This is a genomic window from Nonomuraea sp. NPDC003214 (assembly GCF_053590035.1).
On the sequence record NZ_JBSFSX010000018.1, the window covers coordinates 79755 to 97601 of the forward strand.

Here is a 17847-nt window from a genome sequence, read left to right on the forward strand (position 1 = left end):
CTGGCCGTCCCGCCCGGCTGGGCGGTGGTCGCATGATGGGCTGGGTGTCGGTCGCGCTGATCGCGGTGCCGCTGGCCGGGGCCGTGGCGCTGCTGGTGGCGCCGGGCGCGCTCCGGCCGGTGCTGCGGATCTACGGGCCGATCGTGTCCGGGGTGACGCTGGTGCTGGCCGTGGTCATGCTGGCCGCGTTCGACCATGGTCAGGCGGCGCGGCCCCAGTTCGCGGTGGACCAGCCGTGGATCCCGGGGCTCAGCCTGCGGTTCCACCTGGGCGTCGACGGGATCTCGCTGCCGCTGGTGGTGCTGACGGCGCTGCTGACGTTCCTCTGCTTCGCCTACCTGGGCTGGGGCGGCGGCAGGCGGCCGGGGCAGCTCCTGAGCGCACGGCCGGGAGGGGCGCGGCCGAGGGCGCTGGTGTTCACGCTGCTCGTGCTCGAAGTCGGCATGATCGGCACCTTCCTGGCGCTCGACCTGCTCCTGTTCTTCGTGTTCTTCGAGATCGTGCTCGTGCCCATGTACTTCCTGATCGCCGTCTGGGGCGGCGAAGGGCGGCGGCGCGCGGCGGTCAAGTTCATCCTCTACACGCTGCTCGGCTCGGTCATCATGCTGCTCGGGCTGCTGCTCGTCTGGGCGCAGACCGGCACGCTCGACATCGTGGCGCTCGGCGACGCGCACGGCGCGGGCATGCCGCGGGCGGTGCAGGTGCTGGCGTTCGCCGCGATCGGGATCGGGCTGGCGGTCAAGACGCCCATGTGGCCGCTGCACACCTGGCTGCCCGACGCGCACACCGAGGCGCCCACGGTCGGCTCGGTGCTGCTGGCCGGGGTGCTGCTGAAGATGGGCACCTACGGGTTCGCCAGGATCGCGATCCCGATCCTGCCCGAGGGCGCGGTGGCGGTGGCGCCCTGGCTGGGGGCGCTGGCGGTGGTCGGCATCGTCTACGGGGCGCTGGCCTGCCTCGCCCAGCGCGACCTCAAACGCATGATCGCCTATTCGTCGGTCGGGCACATGGGGTTCGTGCTGCTGGGGTTCGCGACGCTGACCACGGTGGGGATCAACGGCGCGCTGTTCGCCAACGTGGCGCACGGGCTGATCACCGGGCTGCTGTTCTTCGTGGCCGGGGGGATCAAGGATCGCTATCACACGGGCGACATGCCGTCGCTCGGTGGCGGCATGCTGGCGACGCTGCCGCACCTCGGGGCCGTTCTCACGTTCGCCGCGATCGCGTCGCTCGGGCTGCCGGGGCTGGCGGGGTTCTGGGGGGAGATGCTGGCGCTCCTGGGCGCCTTCCAGCCGGGCGGGGGGCTGCCTCGGGGGCTGTTCCTCACGTTCATGGTCATCGGCGGGCTGGGGGCGGTGCTGACGGCGGCGTACTTCCTGGTGATGCTGTCCCGCGTCACCCACGGCGTCCCCTCAGTCCCGGCTGGTCCTGCCGTCCCCGCTGGTGCTGCCGTCCCCACTGCCCCCACTGTCCCCGCCGTCCCCGCAGGTCCAGGCCCCGCCCCGGTGACGACGGGCGCGGGCGGCGACGCGGTGGTATCGGGCATGGGCAGCGACGCGGTGGCGACGGGCGCGGGTGCCGGTGCGGGGTTTGACGAGCGGGCCGCCGCCGTTTCGGCGACTGCCGAGGTGACCGGGGACGCGGCCGGGTGGGAGACGCCGGACGAACGCCCCGTACAACCGCTGGAAACGCAGCCGGAGCAGGCCCGGTCACCTGGACGTGACGACGGCTCGCCCGCCGCGGGGATGCTCGACGTGCAGCGGTACGAGCTGGTCGCCTGGGTGCCGCTGATCGTGCTGACCCTGCTGTTCGGGCTCTGGCCCAAGCTGCTGCTCTCGCTCACCACGCCCGCCGTGCAGAACCTGCTGGGGGCCCTGTCATGATCCAGGAGATCGACTACTTCGCCATCGCGGCGCCCCTCACGCTGGCCCTCTTCGCCGGGCTGGTGCTGGTGCTCGACGCCTTCCTGCCCGCCCGGCCGCGGGTCAGGCCGGCGTTGGGGCTGGTCACGCTGGCGGGGGTGCTGGTCGCGCTGGGGTTCGTGGTGGCGCAGGCGGTCAGGGGCGGCTCGGCGCTGTCGACGTTCTGCGTCCCGCCCGGCCTGAACGCCCCGGGCGGGGGCTGCTCGTACGTGGTCGACCGGTTCACGCTGATCCTCGCCGGGCTGGTGCTGGTGGCGGCCGTGGTGGTCGTGCTGATGTCGATGACCGAGCTGGCCAGGGGCGACATCCCGGTGGGGGAGTGGTACTTCCTCCTGCTGTGCACCCTCGTGGGCGCGGTCACGCTGCCCGCCTCGCGTGACCTGATCATGCTCGTCGTGGCGCTCGAACTGGTCTCGCTCCCGGTCTTCGCCCTCACGGCGCTGAAACGCTACGATGGCCGCTCCTCGGAGGCCGCGGTCAAGCTCTTCCTGGTGTCCGTGGTGTCGACCGCCGTCATGCTGTTCGGGGTGTCGCTGCTGTACGGGATCGGGGGGAGCGTCTTCCTGGACCGCCTCGGCGCGGTGCTCGGCGGCGAGGCGGCGGCGCCCGGCCGGCCCGGCGCGGGAGCGTCCGACCTGGGGGCGTCCGTGCTGGGGGCGTCCGTGCTGGGGGCGTCCGACCTGGGGACGTCCGTGCTGGGGGCCGAGCACGGCCTGCCGGGAGTGGTCACCGTCGGGGTCGTCCTGGTCGTGGCGGGGTTCGCGTTCAAGATCGCGGCGGTGCCGTTCCACGCCTGGGCGGCGGACGTCTACCAGGGCGCGCCGATCCCGGTGGCCGCGCTGCTGTCGGTGATCTCGAAGGCCGCCGGGTTCGCCGGGCTCATCCTCGTCCTGGTCACCGCCCTGCCCGGCCAGGCGGGCGCCTGGGTGCCGATCGTGGCGATCCTCTCGGCGCTCACCATGACGGCGGGCAACCTGCTGGCCATGCGCCAGCGCTCCGCCGTACGCCTGCTGGCCTGGTCGTCGGTCGCCCAGTCGGGCTACATCCTGGCCCCGCTCGCGGTGGCGCCCGCCGGGACCGGGGCCGGGGCCTCGGTGGCGTACCTGGTCATGTACGCCGCCATGAACCTGGGGGCGTTCGCCGTGGTCATGCTCGTCTCGCGGGTGGCCCGGCGCAACGAGCTCGACGACTACCGGGGGCTGGCGTTCCGCAGTCCGGTGGCGGCGTTGGCGCTGGCGTTCTGCCTGCTGTGCCTGGCGGGGTTGCCGCCGGGGCTGGCGGGGCTGTTCGCCAAGATCGTGGTGTTCCGGGAGATCGTCGACGGCGGGGCCGGGTGGCTGGCGGTGGTGATGGCCGTCAACACGGTGATCGGGCTGTACTACTACGTCGCCTGGACGGCACGGCTGTTCGTCCCTGTGACTGCGATAGGGGGAGCCGTTCGGGAGGGGGCGGCTCAGGCGGTGGTCGCGCCCCGGTCGGCTCCGGCGGTGTGGGCGGCGATCGGCGTGGCGGTGGCGGTGGCGGTCCTGTTCTCGGCCGCGCCGCAACTGGTGCTCGACCTGACGACGGTGACCTGAAGCCGCCGATTCGTCTCACGCTCGCCTGAGGGGCGGCCCTTACGCACGGTTTCGACTCGTGCGTGGCCGGTGGGGGCCGCGGGGAACGCTGGAGCAGGGCATCGTCGTTGTACCAGGTGAACCCGGACCACGAAGGGGGGAACCTTGCACCACAACGGTCTGCGCACCGCGATCCTGCTCGGCGGCCTGTCTGCGCTGATCCTCGCCGCGGGCGCGTGGCTGGGCGGCGGCACCGGTCTGCAGATCGCGTTCGTGCTCGCCCTGGTGACCAACGGCTTCGCCTACTTCTTCTCGGACCGGATCGCCCTGTCGGCGATGCGCGCCCGGCCGGTCAGCGAGGTCGAGCAGCCCACCCTCTACCGGATCGTCCGGGAGCTCTCCACCGAGGCCCGCCAGCCGATGCCCCGCCTGTACGTGTCGCCGACCGTGCAGCCGAACGCGTTCGCCACCGGCCGCAGCCCGCGCCGGGCCGCCGTGTGCGTGACGTACGGCCTGACCCAGTTGCTCGACGAAGCCGAGCTGCGGGGCGTGATCGGGCATGAGCTGTCCCATGTGTACAACCGCGACATCCTGATCTCGTCCGTCGCCGGCGCCCTGGCCACGATGATCACCTGGGTGAGCTACGTGGCGGTGTTCTTCGGCGGGTCGGATGACGACGAGGGCCCGGGGTTCGTCGGGGCGCTGCTCATGATGCTGCTCGGCCCGGTGGCCGCCGGGATGATCCAGATGGCGATCTCCCGCAGCCGCGAGTTCCAGGCCGACGAGGCGGGAGCGCGGCTCACGGGTGACCCGCTCGCGCTCGCGTCCGCGCTGCGCAAGATCGAGATGGGCGCGCGCAGGCTGCCCCTGCCCGAGAACAGCCGCCTGACCTCGGCCTCCCACCTGATGATCGCGAACCCGTTCAGCGGCGCCGGCCTGGGCCGCCTGTTCTCGACCCACCCGCCCACCTCCGAGCGCGTGGCCCGGCTGGAGCGCATGGCGGGTTACCGCCGCTGACGCGAGAATCAGGGCCATGCGACGATCTTCACGGCTGACCGAGGCCGAACGGAAGCTGTGGGACGCCTTCCCGACCGGCCGGATGGTGACGTTCGCCCCTTTCGAGCCGGGCCCTGACTGTTCAGCCGGAGCCAACGCGCCCCTGGACGGCCACACCTGGGGTCCCGAGCGCACGGTACGCGCCGAGGTGATCGCGAAGCTGCTGCTGGGCGCCCGCGAGACGGGCACGGGCACGGTCCCGGCGGTGCGGCTGACGGGCGCGCGGATCACGGGCCCGCTGGAGATCGTCGGCGGCACGGTCGACCACGAGCTGGTGCTGCACGGCTGCTACCTGGACGATCCCGTCCTCATGGGCGGCACGACGACGCGGACCATCCGCCTGACCGACTGCCGCTTACCCGGCTTCAGCGGCGGCGGCATGCGGGTGGCCGGCCATCTGAGCCTGTCGGGCTCGTACGTCCAGGGCATGGTCCGGGTGGCTCGCGCGCAGTTCGAGACCGGGCTGTGGCTGGCCGGGACGAAGGTCGTCGCCGCCGAGGGGGATCCGGCGTTCTACGCCGATGCCATGGTGGTGGATTCGGTGACGCACATGCGCAACGCCGACTTCTCCGGCGCCGTACGCCTGGTCGGCGCGCGGCTCAACGGCGGCTTCCAACTGGACCACGCCAAGCTCCGCAATCCGGGCGAAGAGGCGCTCGTCGCCGACGGCCTGGTCGTCGAGGACTCGATGAGCTGCACCGGTGACTTCCTGGCCCTGGGCTGCCTGCGGCTGCGGGGCTCGCGGATCAACGGCCGGTTCTCGCTCCGCGGCGTCGTCCGCAGCCCCGACACCACGTACGCGCTGCACGCCAGCCACATCGAGGCGCGCGAGTTCCTCATCAAGCCGGCCGAGCGGATCGACGGCGTGGTGACGCTGGCTCACTCCACCGTGGGCACCCTGCACGACGACGTCGCCACCTGGCCGGACAAGCTCCGGCTGAACGGGCTCACGTACGACCGCCTGCGCGGCCACGGCTTCGCGCGCCGGATCGAGTGGGTGAGCCGCGATCCGGAGGGCTTCCGGACGCAACCGTACGAGCAACTGGCCGACTGGTACATGCGCGGCGGCAACGACGCGCTGGCCCGCCGCACCCAGCTCGCCAAGATGCGCGGGCTGCGGGGGATCAGCGGGCCGCGTACCCGATTCTGGGGACGGCTGCTCGACGCCACGGTCGGCTACGGCTACCGGCCCTGGCTGGCTGCGGTGTGGTTCGGGGCGCTGCTCGTGCTGGGCACGGTGGTGTTCGGGCTGAACCCGCCGCGTGCCGTCAAGCCCGGCGAGAGCCCGGTGTTCGACTCGTTCGCCTACACCTTCGACCTGCTGTTGCCGCTGTCGACGTTCGGGCAGCGGGACCAGTTCGACCCGGCGGGGTGGACGCAGGGGCTCGCGTACGGGCTGATCATCTCGGGCTGGATCCTGGCGACGGCGCTGATCGCGGGCGCTACGCGGGTGCTCCGGCCGTCGTGATCTTGCGCAGCAGCGCGGCCAGGTCCTCCGGGTAGAACGTCTCCCGCGTCGCGTCGAGCTCGCCGGCGCTCCACCAGCGGTGGCCGACCGTGGTGTCCTTCTCGATCGGCTCCATGTGCTCGAACGACACCTCGACCGCATCGACGCGGACCGCGTAGAGCGTCTCGTCCTGGGTGATCGCGTAGCGGCCGAACGTGAACTCGCGGGTCTCGGTCCGGTAGGGCCCGGTGAACCGGTCGGCCGGCACCCGCAGCCCCACCTCCTCGAACAGCTCGCGCGAGGCCGCCTCCGGCAGCGTCTCCCCCTCCTCGACGGCCCCGCCGATGGTGAACCAGAACAGCTCGTCCGGCCGCGCCGGATCGAACCCGTGGAGCAGGAGCACCCTGCCCTGATCGTCGAGAGGCAGGACGCGCGCCGTGAAGCGGCGCAACGGGATCATCGTCACGTCCGCCAAGCTTACGACCGCGGCAGCCGCGCCTCGATGCCGTCGAGAACCCGGTCGAGCCCGTACGTGAAGCTGTCTTCGCGGTTCTTGGCCGGATCGGCGTCGCGGTAGGCGGTGTAGAGGGCGAGGAGCCGTGGATGGTCGCGCGCGGCCTCGCCGGCGGACGGCCACAGCGCCTTGATCCACTCGTGCTCGCTCCGGTTGCCGCGCGTCATCCTGGACAGGGCCGCCGCCTCACTCATCGCGATGCCCAGCACGTACGAGATGAGGGTCTTCCCGGCGCGATCGGCCTCGAACAGGTCGAACCCCGCCTTCTCGAACAGTCCGAGCATTTCATCGGACAGCCGCAGGCTGTTGGGCCCGTGGAAGGACGAGACCACCTCGTCCAGCACGTGCACGGTCCACGGGTGCCGCAGAATCATGTCGCGCCAGCCGCGCGCGAGCGTGGCGGCGGCCTCCCGCCAGCCGGCCGGACCGTCGGCGACGGGCACCTCGATCTCGCCGAACACCTCGTCGACGACCAGCTCGATCAGCTCGTCCTTGTTGGCCACGTGCCAGTAGATCGCGGTGGCGACGGAGCCGAGCTGCCCTCCGAGCCGCCGCATGCTCAGCGCGCCGATGCCCTCGGCGTCCAGCAGCCGCAGCGCCTCGGCCACGATCTGCTCCCTGCTCAGTGACGGCTGCTCGCGCCGCGCGCGGCGCGGCCGGGTCCACACCGAGGGGTACGGCTGCTGTTCGGACAAGGCGTCCTCCTCTTCTCCCGCCCAGCTTAGCGACCGTTTGCACACTGTGCGAGTCATTGGACGTTGTGCAATAGCTGAACACTGTGCAATGCTGACTGCACACCGTTCAATCAGAAGGGGGTGCTCCTGATGGAGCGTCATCCACGGCGTTGGCTGATCCTGCTGGTGCTCTGCCTGAGCACGCTCGTCCTGGTCGTCGACAACGGCGTGCTCACCGTGGCGATCCCGCCGCTGACCGAGGACCTGGGCGCCGGCGCCCAGGACATCCAGTGGATCATCGACGGCTACATCCTGGTCTTCGCCGGGCTCCTGCTCACCGCCGGCAGCCTCTCCGACCGCTACGGCAGGCGCCGCGTCATGATCATCGGCCTGGTGCTCTTCGGCGTGGCGTCCCTGCTGGCCACGTACGCCGCCAGCCCCGGACAGCTCATCGCCGGACGCGTGCTGATGGGCATCGGCGGCGCCCTCGTCATGCCGAGCACGCTGTCGATCCTCATCACCGTCTTCGACGACGGTGAACGGCGCAGGGCCATGTCGATCTGGAGCTCCGTGCTGATGGTCGGCCTGGTCGGCGGCCCGGTCGTGGGCGGCGCGCTGATCGCCGAGTTCTGGTGGGGATCGGTGTTCCTGATCAACGTCCCCGTCGTGGTCATCGCCATCGCCGCCGCCCTGGCCTGGATGCCGGAGTCCAAGGGGCCGTGGCGCAAGCCCGACCCGATCGGCGCGATCCTGTCCGTGACCGGGCTGACCGCGCTCGTCTGGTTCATCATCGAGCTGCCGCACCGCGGCCTCGGCGACCCCGGCACCCTGGCCGGGCTGGCCGCGGCCGTGCTGGGCCTGGCCGCGTTCGTGATCTGGGAGCTGCGGACCCCGTACCCGATGGTGCCGCTGCACCTGTTCCGCGACCGCAACTTCAGCGGCGGCAGCCTCTCGCTCGTGCTCGTCCAGATCGGCAACGGCGGGCTGCTGCTGGCCATGGCCCAGTACCTGCAGTTCGTGCTCGGCTTCACGCCCACCCAGGCCGGGCTCGCCATGGCGCCGATGGCGCTCGCCGTGATCCTCGTCAACGCCGTCGCGGCCACCCTGGGCCAGCGGCTGGGCAACCGGCCGCTGACCGTGGCCGGGCTGCTCGTGCTGGTCGCCGGGTTCGCGGTGCTGGCGACGTTGTCGGCCGACGACGGGTTCGGGATGGTGGCGGTCGCGCTGGTGCTGTTCGGGATCGGCGGCGGCCTGGCCCAGCCGGCGGCCATCGCGGCGCTCATGGGCGCCGTCCCGCCGGAGCACGCCGGGGTCGGCTCGGCGCTCAACGACACCGTCCAGCAGGCGGGTGCGGCGCTCGGCGTGGCGGCGCTGGGCAGCGTCCTGGCCGGGACGTTCACCGCGACCATGCCCGAATCGGCGCCGGAGCAGGCGCGCCGGTCGATCGGCGACGCGCTCGCCGTGGCCGCCCGCACCGGCGACGGCGGGCTGGTGGACACCGCCCGCGAGGCGTTCACCGGGGCCATGTCGCTGAGCTTCGTCGCGGGAGCCTGTGGTGCGCTGGCGGCCGCGGTCCTGGCCTTCGCCCTGCTACGGGACCGCCGGGGCGCGGTGGCGGCAGCCGCTGGTTCCACGGAAGAACTGACCGTCACTCACTGACGCCCTTGGGGGGATATTTCATGATTGCGCAGGGCTTCGACAATTCCCGCTGGCAGGCTCGTCTCGACGAGCTGCGCGCCGCCCACCGCGTGCCCGGCGCGACCCTGGCCGTGCTCACCGGCGGCCAGGTGCACGAACTGGCCAGCGGCCTGCTCCACCTGGGCACCGGCGTGGAGGCGACCACCGACTCGGTGTTCCAGCTCGGCTCGATCGCCAAGGTCTACACCGCCACGCTCATCATGCAACTGGCCGAATCCGGCACGCTCGACCTCGACGCGCCCGTACTGGACGTCCTGCCCGACTTCGCCACCGCCGACCCGGCGGCCACCCCGCTGATCACCCCTCGGCGGCTGCTGAGCCACACTTCCGGGCTGACCTGCGACTTCACCTACGACGGCGGTCGGGGTGACGACTGCCTGGCCCGCTATGCCCAGGCCGCCCGGGGCGTCGCGCTGGACTGCCCGCCCGGGATCGCGGTCTCGTACAGCAGCGTCGGCTACAACGTGCTCGGCCGCATCGTCGAGGTGCTCACCGGGCAGACCTGGGATGACGCGCTGAAGGACCGGCTCCTCACCCCGCTCGGGCTCACGAGGACGATGACGCTGCCCGAGGAGGCGCTGCGGTTCCGCGCCGCCATGGGCCACCTCGGCGCCGACCCGGAGCCCGCCCCCGCCTGGGACCTCATGCCCAGGTCAGCGGGCCCGTACGGCAGGGTCATCGCCTCCGCGGGCGACGTCGTCAGGCTGGCCGGCATGCACGTCGCGGGCGGCGCCGGAGTGCTGGCGCCCGCGACGGTCGCGGCCATGCAGCGGCGCGAGGTCGAGGTGCCGGACAAGTGGACCGTCAGCGCCGACGCGTGGGGGCTCGGGTGGACGCTGTACGACTGGTCCGGCGTGCCGGGGTTCGGCCACGACGGGGCGTCCATCGGGCAGTACGCGTACCTTCGGGTGGTTCCGGGGGCCGGGGTGGCCGTGGCGCTGCTGACGAACGGCGGGGGCGCGCGGCGGCTCTACGCGGATCTGTTCGCGGAGTTGCTGGGGGAGTTGGCGGGGGTGCGGATGCCGGAGCCGTTCGGGCCGCCGGTGGAGCCGGTGGAGCCGGTCGCGGTGGATTTTTCGCGGTTTGCTGGGAAATATCGGCGCGAGGGGGTGGATATCACCGTTGATGCGGATGGGCACCTTGTGTACGAGTTCGTCGGTGGGATGAAGAACTTCTCCCCGCCGCTGGAGGCGGACCTCGTGCCCGTGACGGACACGGTCTTCGCCGCCGAAGCGGCCGGCGCGTCGTTCAGCGACGACTGGATGCCGGTGATCTTCGCGACCCTCCCGGACGGCACCGAGTGCGCGTACATCGGCATGCGAGCAGCCCCCAAGCAGCCTGCCTAGGCGGTACGCCGGGCGGCGGCCTTGATGTGAGGCGGGGGCGGGCCGGTCGGGCGGGAAGGGACCGCCAGAATGCTGGGCGGGAAGGCATTGCTGGGCGGAACGCGCCTCCCCACCGGGCAGCGCGTTCTGCCACCCTCGCTAGCGGTAGTTCACGAACTGAAGGGCGATGTCCAGGTCCTTACCCTTGAGCAGAGTGATGACGTCCTGAAGATCGTCCTTCTTCTTCGAGCTGACCCGAAGCTCCTCACCCTGGATCTGCGCCTTGACGCCCTTGGGCCCCTCGTCGCGGATCAGCTTGGAGATCTTCTTCGCCTGCTCCTGGTCGATGCCCTCCTTGAGGCTGACCAGCATCCGGTACTCCTTGCCGGACAGCTTCGGCTCGCCCGCATCGAGAATCTTCAGAGACAGGCCGCGCTTGACCACCTTCTCCTTGAACACGTCGAGCGCGGCGTTCGCCCGCTCCTCGCTGTTCGCCTTGATCTCGATGTTGTTCTGCCCGGACCAGCTGATGGCCGCCCCGGTCCCCTTGAAGTCGAAGCGGTGCCCGATCTCCTTGACCGTCTGGTTCAGCGCGTTGTCGACCTCCTGCCGGTCGATCTTGCTGACGATGTCGAAAGATGAATCGGCCAAAGCGCACATCCTCTCAGCTGCTGGGTGTCATCTGGGACATCTGCCTCCGTGCCCGGTGAACACGGGCCCAGCGGATGAGCCTAGCCAGCATCTGCCCGCCGTGCAGGATCCGACCCCGGCCCCCGTCCCCGGGTCGCCCGGCCGGCCGGGTTTCGGCGGTGCGCCAGGCGAAGATCCGGCGCGGGACAAACCGGTGTCACGTACACCTCCGAAGTCCGCTATCCTTCTTTCTGTCGCCGCGAGAGCGGATGGCACGGCAGGTTGCCCGAGTGGCCAAAGGGAGCGGTCTGTAAAACCGTCGGCTCAGCCTACGCAAGTTCGAACCTTGCACCTGCCACCAGCAGTAGCTGCAGGTCAGAGGCCCTTCGGGGCCTCTTCTGCGTTTCAGGGGTCATGCAGCCGGATGCCGCCGTGAGCGGCCTGTTGTCGGTGGTCCACCAATATGCGTGCAATGATCTTGGGTGCGTTTTCGCAGGCCGTCGCGCCGATGGGGCGACAAGGCGCGGTGCGCCAGGGCGGAGGGTTCGAGATGGTTGTCGTGTCGGCCAGCCTGCTCTAACTGGTTCTAACCCGACAACGTAGCCGGGACGTTCTGCCTGCTAAATGGGTGTATAGCCACAGGGCGAGGTTCTCTTCACCTTCTTGCGACTGGATGGCTGCTCGCTGATCTAAGTGGCACGATGGTGTGCACGAGGGTCGAAGAAATCTTCGAAGCATAATGAGTAGCTCGGCGTCCTGGAGCGACCGTCCACCCTCGACGTGGCGCCGGAGATGCTCCGACTTGTGGCTTTCCTACGGGAAGGTCAGGATCGGAGGGTCCCGTGCAGGACTACTGTGGCAGGCATCGGCGGCAGTCGAACCGCTTGGGGGAGCAGTGCTCCGAATGTGGCTCTGACGAGGTGATCGAGATCAACGTCGTCGTCACGGAGCACCTCGTTGACCGAGCCATAGGCTGCCGGAACTGTCGTCAGTCGTGGCGTGTGAAGCACACGCCTTTGCTGGGTCCGCTCATGGAGCACTAACGGTTACTTCCCGGGGCATGACGCTTCGTGCCCCGGGAAGTGTGACTCACGCAGCTAGGGCGTCGTCGATACGGCGGTTTGCGATCTCCTGTTGGCCGTCGATGCACTTGGCGTAGACCCGCAGGAGGACATCGACGCTGTGGCCGGCTCGTTCGGCCACGTCCGGAGCTGGCACCCCCGCGTTGAGCCAGAGGGATACCGCCGCGTGCCGGAGATCGTAGGGACGCTTGGCGAGCGGAGAGGCAACCTGGGCGGGCGTGAAGGCCAGGAGCCGAGCGGCCTGCCACACCTCCGTGTATGCCGTCGAGGCGACGACGCCGCCCCGTTCGCTGCGGATGATCCGGCCGTCGTCGCCTGTTCCGTACTCGGCGATGTGCTCGCGCAGGATCTTGACCAGTTCGGGAGGGATGGGCACCGGTCGAACGTCCTGCCTGCCCCGGTGCTTGAGGCCGCGTTCCTCGTGAGCGTCCCCGGTGTCGGTCCACTGCGTGTTGACCTCGGGGCGAGACACGTCGATCGTCAGTTGTCCCCAACCATCAGGAGGTAGGTGGCAGTCCTGGATACGGAGGCCCACCGCTTCGGCCGGGCGGAGAGCGGCGTAGTACATGCAGGCGAAGAGGGCCATAAGGCGCCGGCCTCTGCCGCGGCGGCCGACATAGGTCACCGCGGTCAGCAGCTCTTGCGCCTGGCGTGGGTTCACCACGACGCGGGGGTCCACTGTCTCCGTGGTCTTGGGCGGCTTCCACTTGATCTTGTGCAGCGGATTTGCCGAAAGTTCGTCCAGCTCCACCGCGTACTCCAGGAGGGCGTGGAAGACGGCACGCTTGCGGGCGATCGTCGTGGAAGCTGCCGCCTTGCCGTCGAGGCGCAGCGTCAGGGCGTACAGGGCGAGCCGCACTGTCTTGGCCTGCTCCAGGTCGGTCAGGTCGAGCGAGGCCGCCTTCATCCAGGCCACGGCGGCAGCGTGCTGCTGAGGTACGGTCGGTCGCTTGTCCTCGGGCAGGAGAAGGCACTTGCGGAGAACCGTACGCAGTTCATCGGCATCTGGGCGGCCCGCCCTGTCCTTGGTCAGAGCGGGCAGGACCGTCGCCAGGGCATCGGACATGCTGTCTCGGCTCTTGGCCGCTGCGTGCGGCCACTTCATCTCTATGAACGCCTGAGCGAACTCCAGAACGCTCCGAGCGTCCTTGGCCTTGATCATGGACGTCGGTAGCCCGGATTCCACCTCGAAGGCTTCACCGCGCTTGGCCGCCTGCCGCAGGTCGGACAGGAAGCTTTCGGCGAGGGCTTTGGTGCGGTAGGTCTTCGAGGAACGCTTACGGGCGACGGACCAGCGGACGACGTACGAGGGCGTCTTGCTGGACTTGTTGCGGGTGATCTCGAAGAACTTCACGTCGTACGAAGTCGTCATGCGGCGCTCCGGAGGGTTTCGAGCCAGGCTTCGAGGTCGCTGCGGTAGATGCGGAGTTCGCCGTTGGGCAGGCGGATGCCTTTCGGTGCCTTGCCGATCTCGCGCCAGCGGTAGAAGGTGCGGCGGGAGATGCCGCCGAGTTCGTCGAGGACCTGAGCGACGGTAAGAAGTTCGTCGCGCCTGCTCATGCCGCCCTCCTCATGTCTTCGGTTGCCGAAAGATCTTGTCCGGCTGCTCTGGCCTCCAGCTCTCTGAGGTGAGCTCGCCAACGCTGCCGTTCGGCCACGGTGCGCAGGAGGCGTATGGCGAGGGGTGGCACGTTGGCGTCGCCTGCAGGGACGGGTCGCCAGATGTAGCGGTGTGGGTCGGTGGGCTCGTCGGCCTGGCCGAGGGCTTCCAGGACCCACGTGCGGCGGTCCTGCTTGTGCTCGGCGAGGGTCTTGTTGCTCCACTTGCGGGAGACCAGGACGCGGCGCCCGGCGTAGCCGAGGTGTTCAGGCTTGTGCGCCTTGGAGCGGCAGCGGCCCGGAGTCATCCCCGCCCTGGCGTTCTTGGGCTGGACGCCGTAACGCAGCCAGTTCGGGCAGGTCGGCGAGCAGGGTTCGTAGCGCAGGGCGTCGACCATGCGGGCGGCATGCTCGCGCTGGGCCTGGCCGCCGTCGAGGGCGTCGCCCAGGGACTTGGTCAGGTACTTGGACAGATACCGGATGCACTGATCGGCGTCCGGCGTACCGGCGAGAACGCCTTGCACGTCCACCTGTTCGCCGAAGCGCAGCACGTGGAGGGGTTCGGCGTCCTCGTCCAGGGCGTCGAGGGCCTCGTCCCAGGTGGGCAGGACTTCCCCGGTGGCCGGGTCGAGGTACCCGGCCTGCTCGTCCCAGACGGGCAGGTGGTCACCGTCGAAACGCACTTCGTCAGCCTGCGGCCACCAGACCTGGTGATAGGTGGCGGCGGCGATCTGCCTGATCTCCGCGCGCGGCAGGGTGCCCCGGATGGCCATGTGCAGGTGCGGGGCCAGCCGCTTCTGGGGCTCCACCGAGGCGAAGTACTGCACGTCATAGCCCGCGACCCGGCGCAGGTTCTGCACGAACCGATCGACCAGCTTGGAGAAATGCAGCGCGTCCCGAGCCGCCCGCCGGTAGTCGTAGGCGTCCGGATCAATCGGCACGCCGTCACGGACCTTGCCGTAGCTGGGCAGGGTGAGCGTGACGAACAGCGATGGCCGGTAGACCTTGCCGTCCGTGCCTTGGAAGGCGCGTCCCAGGGTGGTGCGAGCCATCTTGCGCTTAGGCAGGTCGGGCGCGTCCTGCCGCCGCCGAGTGGAGCGGGAGCGCTTCGCGGTGGTACGGCCGAGGACATTACCCCGCATCCCAGCGGCGTTGATCTCCTCGTCCAGACCCGCAAGGACGGCGTCCAGATCGGTCGTGTCGTCGCCGGCCTGTGCGGCGGCATCCCGCTTGGCCTGCATGTCGGCGCGGAACTCAACCAGCCAGCGCTGTTCCTCGTTCGGCTCGTCCGGCGTGATGGCCGGTTCGGTGTCGAGGTGCCAGCCCTCCCGGCACTGAGCCTTACGGAGCTGCTTGTTGCGCTTGGCACACGGCGGGCACTTGCTCTCCAGGGTGGAGCCGCACGGCACGTCGATGATCTCGGCCCTGCCGGTGACGATGTCGAGCCGTCGCAGCGCGAGGGGCCTGATGCAGACGCCGTGCTGCTTGGCGACTTCTACGAGCACATCCCGGGCCATCGGCATGGCTTGGCGGACGGCCCGGGGGAGGGCGCGGTCGTGCGGATGGGTCATGCGGTCCTCCCTTCGTCGGTGGCCTCGGCCATGAGGGCGCAGAGCCGGTAGTGCTCCAGGCGCGGGTGGGCGTGGATACGGGGGTGGTGGAGCTCGAAGACGCGCATGCGGGGCAGGTCACGGGCGGTCAGCAGGACCAGCAGCGGACGGCCGGTGACCCGGCTGATCTCGTCGGCGGTGCCGTGGAAGCAGATCTTCACGCGGCCTCCCCGCGCGATGCGTAGGTGTCGGCCATGGCGCGGATGTCGGTGTCGGAGACGTAGGCGGCACGGACCCGGACGGGTTCGGGGCTGGCTTCCAGCCGGACGTAACCGACTCCCGCGCCCAGCTCCGGAACCGGCGAGATGTGGTCAGCGAGCGCGCCCCGGTCACGTGCGCCGTCGCCGAGGACCATGTCCACCTGTTCCGACTCGTCCAGCCGCAGGGCGATCTTGTCGGGGAACAGGTTGCGGATGTTCATGACCTCTTTGCGCGGGTCCTGGAGCGCGGCCAGGACGCCGACGCCGACCGCGCGTCCTTGCGTGGTGAGGGTGGCCAGCGCGGCGGAGATGCGCTGCCGCAGTTGCCGGTCGGACTGGTAGGCGGTCAGGAACGCCACCTCGTCGACCACGACCAGGACGAACGGGTCATCGACGGTGGGGGTGTGGGAGCGCTGGAGACCGGCGAACCGGGCGGCCCGCTTCTGCATGACGCTCACGGCCTCGTCCAGCAGGTCGGCGCACTCTTCCGGAGTGGCCGCGTACCGATCGCCGAACAGGTCGCGCCCGTAGGACAGTTCCATCAGCTTGGGATCCAGCGCCCACAGCTCGACCAGCCCCGCATGGGCGGCGGGCAGGAGAGCGCGGATGACGGACCAGATGATCGACCCTTTGCCGGCCCCGGTCGCGCCCGCGACGAGGACATGGGTGCCGTGCACCTTGAGCCGCCATGGCCGCCCGTCCTCTTGCTTGCCGATCTCGACGGGCCCCACGGTGGGCTCGTGCGGTATGGGGAGCGCGGGTAGGGGTGAGGCGAGTGGATCGCTGCGCGGAAAGGTCAGCGTCAGCCGGCCAGCGTGAGACAGCGCCACCCGGCACGATGTCGCGCCGAAGCCTTGGGCCAGGTGGTCGGTTCGGTCGGACCAGTCCTTGACCGCCTGGCCCTTGAGCATGCGCACGGTGACCAGGTCGGCCCACGAGGTGCAGGTGACCTTGCCCAGCCGCGGAAGGTAGTCACGGCCCCAGAGGTGACGGCCGAGAGCGGAGACGACCATGACGGGTTGCCAGTGACGGCGGTAGACCCAGACGAGCCGCCACCAGGCCAGCAGCCGGTAGCCGACGAGACGGGCGAAAGACGGCCGGTCGATGAACGCCCACGAGATCAAGGCCAGAACGACCGTCCCGGATAGGGACGCCACCGAAGGCCAGCCGTAGACGTAGCAGACAGCGCCGAGGGCCACCGGGACGAGGGCCGCGATGGGGTGACGCCAGATCATGCGGACGAGCCCGGCGAGCATGCGCCAGGCGAGGATGACGATGGTGAGGATGGCGGGAGTGGTGACGACGGCCGGGCGGAAGACGACGGCCGTGTCGGGCGTGGTGGAGACGAGGTTGCGCGCCTCGTCGCCAGGCAGCCGCTTGAACATAAGCTGGGAACCTCTCGTGATGTGGAGTCGTGGGAGAACCGAGGGGCCGCCGGAAGTTGCCGCTTCCAGCGGCCCCGCCTTCTTGTGTCAGGCCGCCGGGCCGGTGGTGTCCGGGGTGGCGTCCTTGTCGTCGGCCGTCTGTTCGGCGTGCAACTGCTCGCAGTCGGCCAGGTAGCGAGCGGCGGCGGTGAAGATCTCGCGGGCGACTGCCAGGTCGGCGTCGGTGACCGGGCCGGCCCCTGTGGTGGAGATGTGCACGTTCGCCTCGTCGGAGCTGAACTCCAGGTACGGGCGCGGGTCGCTGAGCAGCAGTCCGGCGCGGACCTTCAGGTGCGGCGTGTGGAAGGAGACGCCGACCTGCGGCGTGGACTCCGGCCGCATGGACAGGGTCAGGTAGGTGTAGGGGCCGAGCGTCACGCCGCGACCCCCTTACCGTCGGGCAGCCCGTAGAAGCTGCGCTCCAGCGAGCGGGCGAAGCGCGATGCTTCGCGGGCGAGCTGGCGCGCGAACTCCAGGTCCGCCACCGTCACGGGTCCGCTGGTGGTGACCAGGACGGAGGTGGCGCCGAAGTCGAGCGCCAGAACGGGCTCACGGCGCGGGAACGGGTGGTTGAGCGTGCGGGCGGCGTGCCCGGTGGTCAGCCGGATCACGCTGTTGCGCGGGGTACGGCGTCGGGTCATCAGGCGGCGTCCTTCCCGGCCGAAGCCTTGCTCTGGGCGGGCTGGTTGAGCTGGCGAGGGGCGTGCATCTCGCGGACCTTGATCGAGTACGCGAGACGGCCGGCGGCGTTGACGTACGGCGTGACGGACATGCCGTCGAACTCGACCGGCGTGAACGGCAGCCCCGGCATCGGCTGAGGGGGCACCGGCTGGACCGGGGCGAGGATCTTGACCGCCACCGTCTTCTGGGCGGGCTTGAGGGTCGGGTCACCGTCCATGACCGCGACCTGCCAGACCAGCTCACCGGTCTGCTTGTCGCGGGCCTGCACGAACCGGCCGTTGGCGGAGGCGTCGAAGTCCTTGACGGGCTCGACCTCGCCGACGACGTAGCAGCCGTGCGGGAAGACCATGGGGTAGGTGACGGGGATGGGTCCCTGGATGGCCATGTTGTTCCTCTCGATAGCGGAGGACAGCTCTTCGTTCGCTCGTC

The 17847-nt window shown here is 70.2% G+C and carries 17 protein-coding genes and 1 tRNA gene; 7 read left to right on the forward strand and 11 right to left on the reverse strand.

The features are described from left to right. The first annotated feature begins 35 nt into the window (after nucleotides 1-35). The 4 genes from ACWDXC_RS39140 to ACWDXC_RS39155 all read left to right on the forward strand — a co-directional run bounded on the left by ACWDXC_RS39140 (nucleotide 36) and on the right by ACWDXC_RS39155 (nucleotide 6002). On the forward strand, nucleotides 36-1883 hold the full coding sequence (locus tag ACWDXC_RS39140) for a complex I subunit 4 family protein (RefSeq protein WP_449991069.1): 1848 nt from the start codon (nucleotides 36-38) through the stop codon (nucleotides 1881-1883). Next, on the forward strand, nucleotides 1880-3499 hold the full coding sequence (locus ACWDXC_RS39145) for an NADH-quinone oxidoreductase subunit N (protein ID WP_449990988.1): 1620 nt from the start codon (nucleotides 1880-1882) through the stop codon (nucleotides 3497-3499). Before ACWDXC_RS39140 ends, ACWDXC_RS39145 begins: the two co-directional genes overlap by 4 nt. Nucleotides 3500-3643: 144 nt before the next feature. Further along, nucleotides 3644-4495 carry a zinc metalloprotease HtpX gene (gene htpX, locus ACWDXC_RS39150; RefSeq protein ID WP_219504636.1) on the forward strand — a complete coding sequence of 284 codons (852 nt, stop codon included), beginning with the start codon at nucleotides 3644-3646 and terminating at the stop codon, nucleotides 4493-4495. A 16-nt stretch (nucleotides 4496-4511) separates the two neighbouring features. Beyond that, on the forward strand, nucleotides 4512-6002 hold the full coding sequence (locus tag ACWDXC_RS39155; protein ID WP_449990991.1) for a hypothetical protein: 1491 nt from the start codon (nucleotides 4512-4514) through the stop codon (nucleotides 6000-6002). Here the strand turns inward: ACWDXC_RS39155 and ACWDXC_RS39160 are convergent. Both ACWDXC_RS39160 and ACWDXC_RS39165 read right to left on the reverse strand, forming a co-directional pair. Next, nucleotides 5977-6441 carry an NUDIX hydrolase gene (locus tag ACWDXC_RS39160; RefSeq protein ID WP_449991072.1) on the reverse strand — a complete coding sequence of 155 codons (465 nt, stop codon included), beginning with the start codon at nucleotides 6439-6441 and terminating at the stop codon, nucleotides 5977-5979. The two genes, ACWDXC_RS39155 and ACWDXC_RS39160, sit on opposite strands and share 26 nt — an antisense overlap. A gap of 17 nt (nucleotides 6442-6458) precedes the next feature. Then, nucleotides 6459-7190 carry a TetR/AcrR family transcriptional regulator gene (locus ACWDXC_RS39165; RefSeq protein WP_449990994.1) on the reverse strand — a complete coding sequence of 244 codons (732 nt, stop codon included), beginning with the start codon at nucleotides 7188-7190 and terminating at the stop codon, nucleotides 6459-6461. A 129-nt stretch (nucleotides 7191-7319) separates the two neighbouring features. Here ACWDXC_RS39165 and ACWDXC_RS39170 point away from each other — a divergent pair, with 129 nt between their 5' ends. Both ACWDXC_RS39170 and ACWDXC_RS39175 read left to right on the forward strand, forming a co-directional pair. After that, complete coding sequence (locus ACWDXC_RS39170; protein ID WP_449990996.1) at nucleotides 7320-8828, forward strand: MFS transporter; 1509 nt, start codon at nucleotides 7320-7322, stop codon at nucleotides 8826-8828. Nucleotides 8829-8848: 20 nt separating this feature from the next. Further along, nucleotides 8849-10213 (forward strand): serine hydrolase domain-containing protein, encoded by a 1365-nt coding sequence (locus ACWDXC_RS39175; RefSeq protein ID WP_449990998.1) that lies wholly within the window; start codon nucleotides 8849-8851, stop codon nucleotides 10211-10213. Between the two features lie 138 nt (nucleotides 10214-10351). On the opposite strand, the gene ACWDXC_RS39180 is transcribed toward ACWDXC_RS39175, so the two are convergent. Next, nucleotides 10352-10843 carry a YajQ family cyclic di-GMP-binding protein gene (locus ACWDXC_RS39180; protein WP_246644702.1) on the reverse strand — a complete coding sequence of 164 codons (492 nt, stop codon included), beginning with the start codon at nucleotides 10841-10843 and terminating at the stop codon, nucleotides 10352-10354. Between the two features lie 255 nt (nucleotides 10844-11098). On the opposite strand from ACWDXC_RS39180, the gene ACWDXC_RS39185 reads away from it, so the two are divergent. Then, a tRNA-Tyr gene (locus ACWDXC_RS39185) sits at nucleotides 11099-11183 on the forward strand. Nucleotides 11184-11911: 728 nt separating this feature from the next. On the opposite strand, the gene ACWDXC_RS39190 is transcribed toward ACWDXC_RS39185, so the two are convergent. The 8 genes from ACWDXC_RS39190 to ACWDXC_RS39225 form a co-directional block, all read right to left on the reverse strand. Next, nucleotides 11912-13276, reverse strand: a complete 1365-nt coding sequence (locus tag ACWDXC_RS39190; RefSeq protein ID WP_449991001.1) for a tyrosine-type recombinase/integrase — start codon at nucleotides 13274-13276, stop codon at nucleotides 11912-11914. Continuing rightward, nucleotides 13273-13464, reverse strand: coding sequence for a helix-turn-helix transcriptional regulator (locus tag ACWDXC_RS39195; RefSeq protein WP_350778091.1), 192 nt, complete (start codon nucleotides 13462-13464; stop codon nucleotides 13273-13275). Before ACWDXC_RS39195 ends, ACWDXC_RS39190 begins: the two co-directional genes overlap by 4 nt. Further along, nucleotides 13461-15074, reverse strand: coding sequence for a replication initiator (locus ACWDXC_RS39200; protein WP_449991005.1), 1614 nt, complete (start codon nucleotides 15072-15074; stop codon nucleotides 13461-13463). Before ACWDXC_RS39200 ends, ACWDXC_RS39195 begins: the two co-directional genes overlap by 4 nt. After that, nucleotides 15071-15274 carry a hypothetical protein gene (locus ACWDXC_RS39205; RefSeq protein WP_449991007.1) on the reverse strand — a complete coding sequence of 68 codons (204 nt, stop codon included), beginning with the start codon at nucleotides 15272-15274 and terminating at the stop codon, nucleotides 15071-15073. Before ACWDXC_RS39205 ends, ACWDXC_RS39200 begins: the two co-directional genes overlap by 4 nt. Next, nucleotides 15271-16698: an FtsK/SpoIIIE domain-containing protein gene (locus ACWDXC_RS39210; RefSeq protein ID WP_449991009.1), complete on the reverse strand. Its 1428-nt coding sequence runs from the start codon at nucleotides 16696-16698 to the stop codon at nucleotides 15271-15273. The genes ACWDXC_RS39205 and ACWDXC_RS39210 overlap by 4 nt, the downstream gene beginning before the upstream one ends. A gap of 87 nt (nucleotides 16699-16785) precedes the next feature. Next, entirely contained in the window at nucleotides 16786-17115 is a 330-nt protein-coding gene (locus ACWDXC_RS39215) for a hypothetical protein (RefSeq protein ID WP_449991012.1), read from the reverse strand. Continuing rightward, on the reverse strand, nucleotides 17112-17378 hold the full coding sequence (locus tag ACWDXC_RS39220) for a hypothetical protein (RefSeq protein WP_449991015.1): 267 nt from the start codon (nucleotides 17376-17378) through the stop codon (nucleotides 17112-17114). The genes ACWDXC_RS39215 and ACWDXC_RS39220 overlap by 4 nt, the downstream gene beginning before the upstream one ends. After that, nucleotides 17378-17803 (reverse strand): plasmid replication, integration and excision activator, encoded by a 426-nt coding sequence (locus ACWDXC_RS39225; RefSeq protein WP_449991018.1) that lies wholly within the window; start codon nucleotides 17801-17803, stop codon nucleotides 17378-17380. Before ACWDXC_RS39225 ends, ACWDXC_RS39220 begins: the two co-directional genes overlap by 1 nt. Nucleotides 17804-17847: the final 44 nt, after the last annotated feature.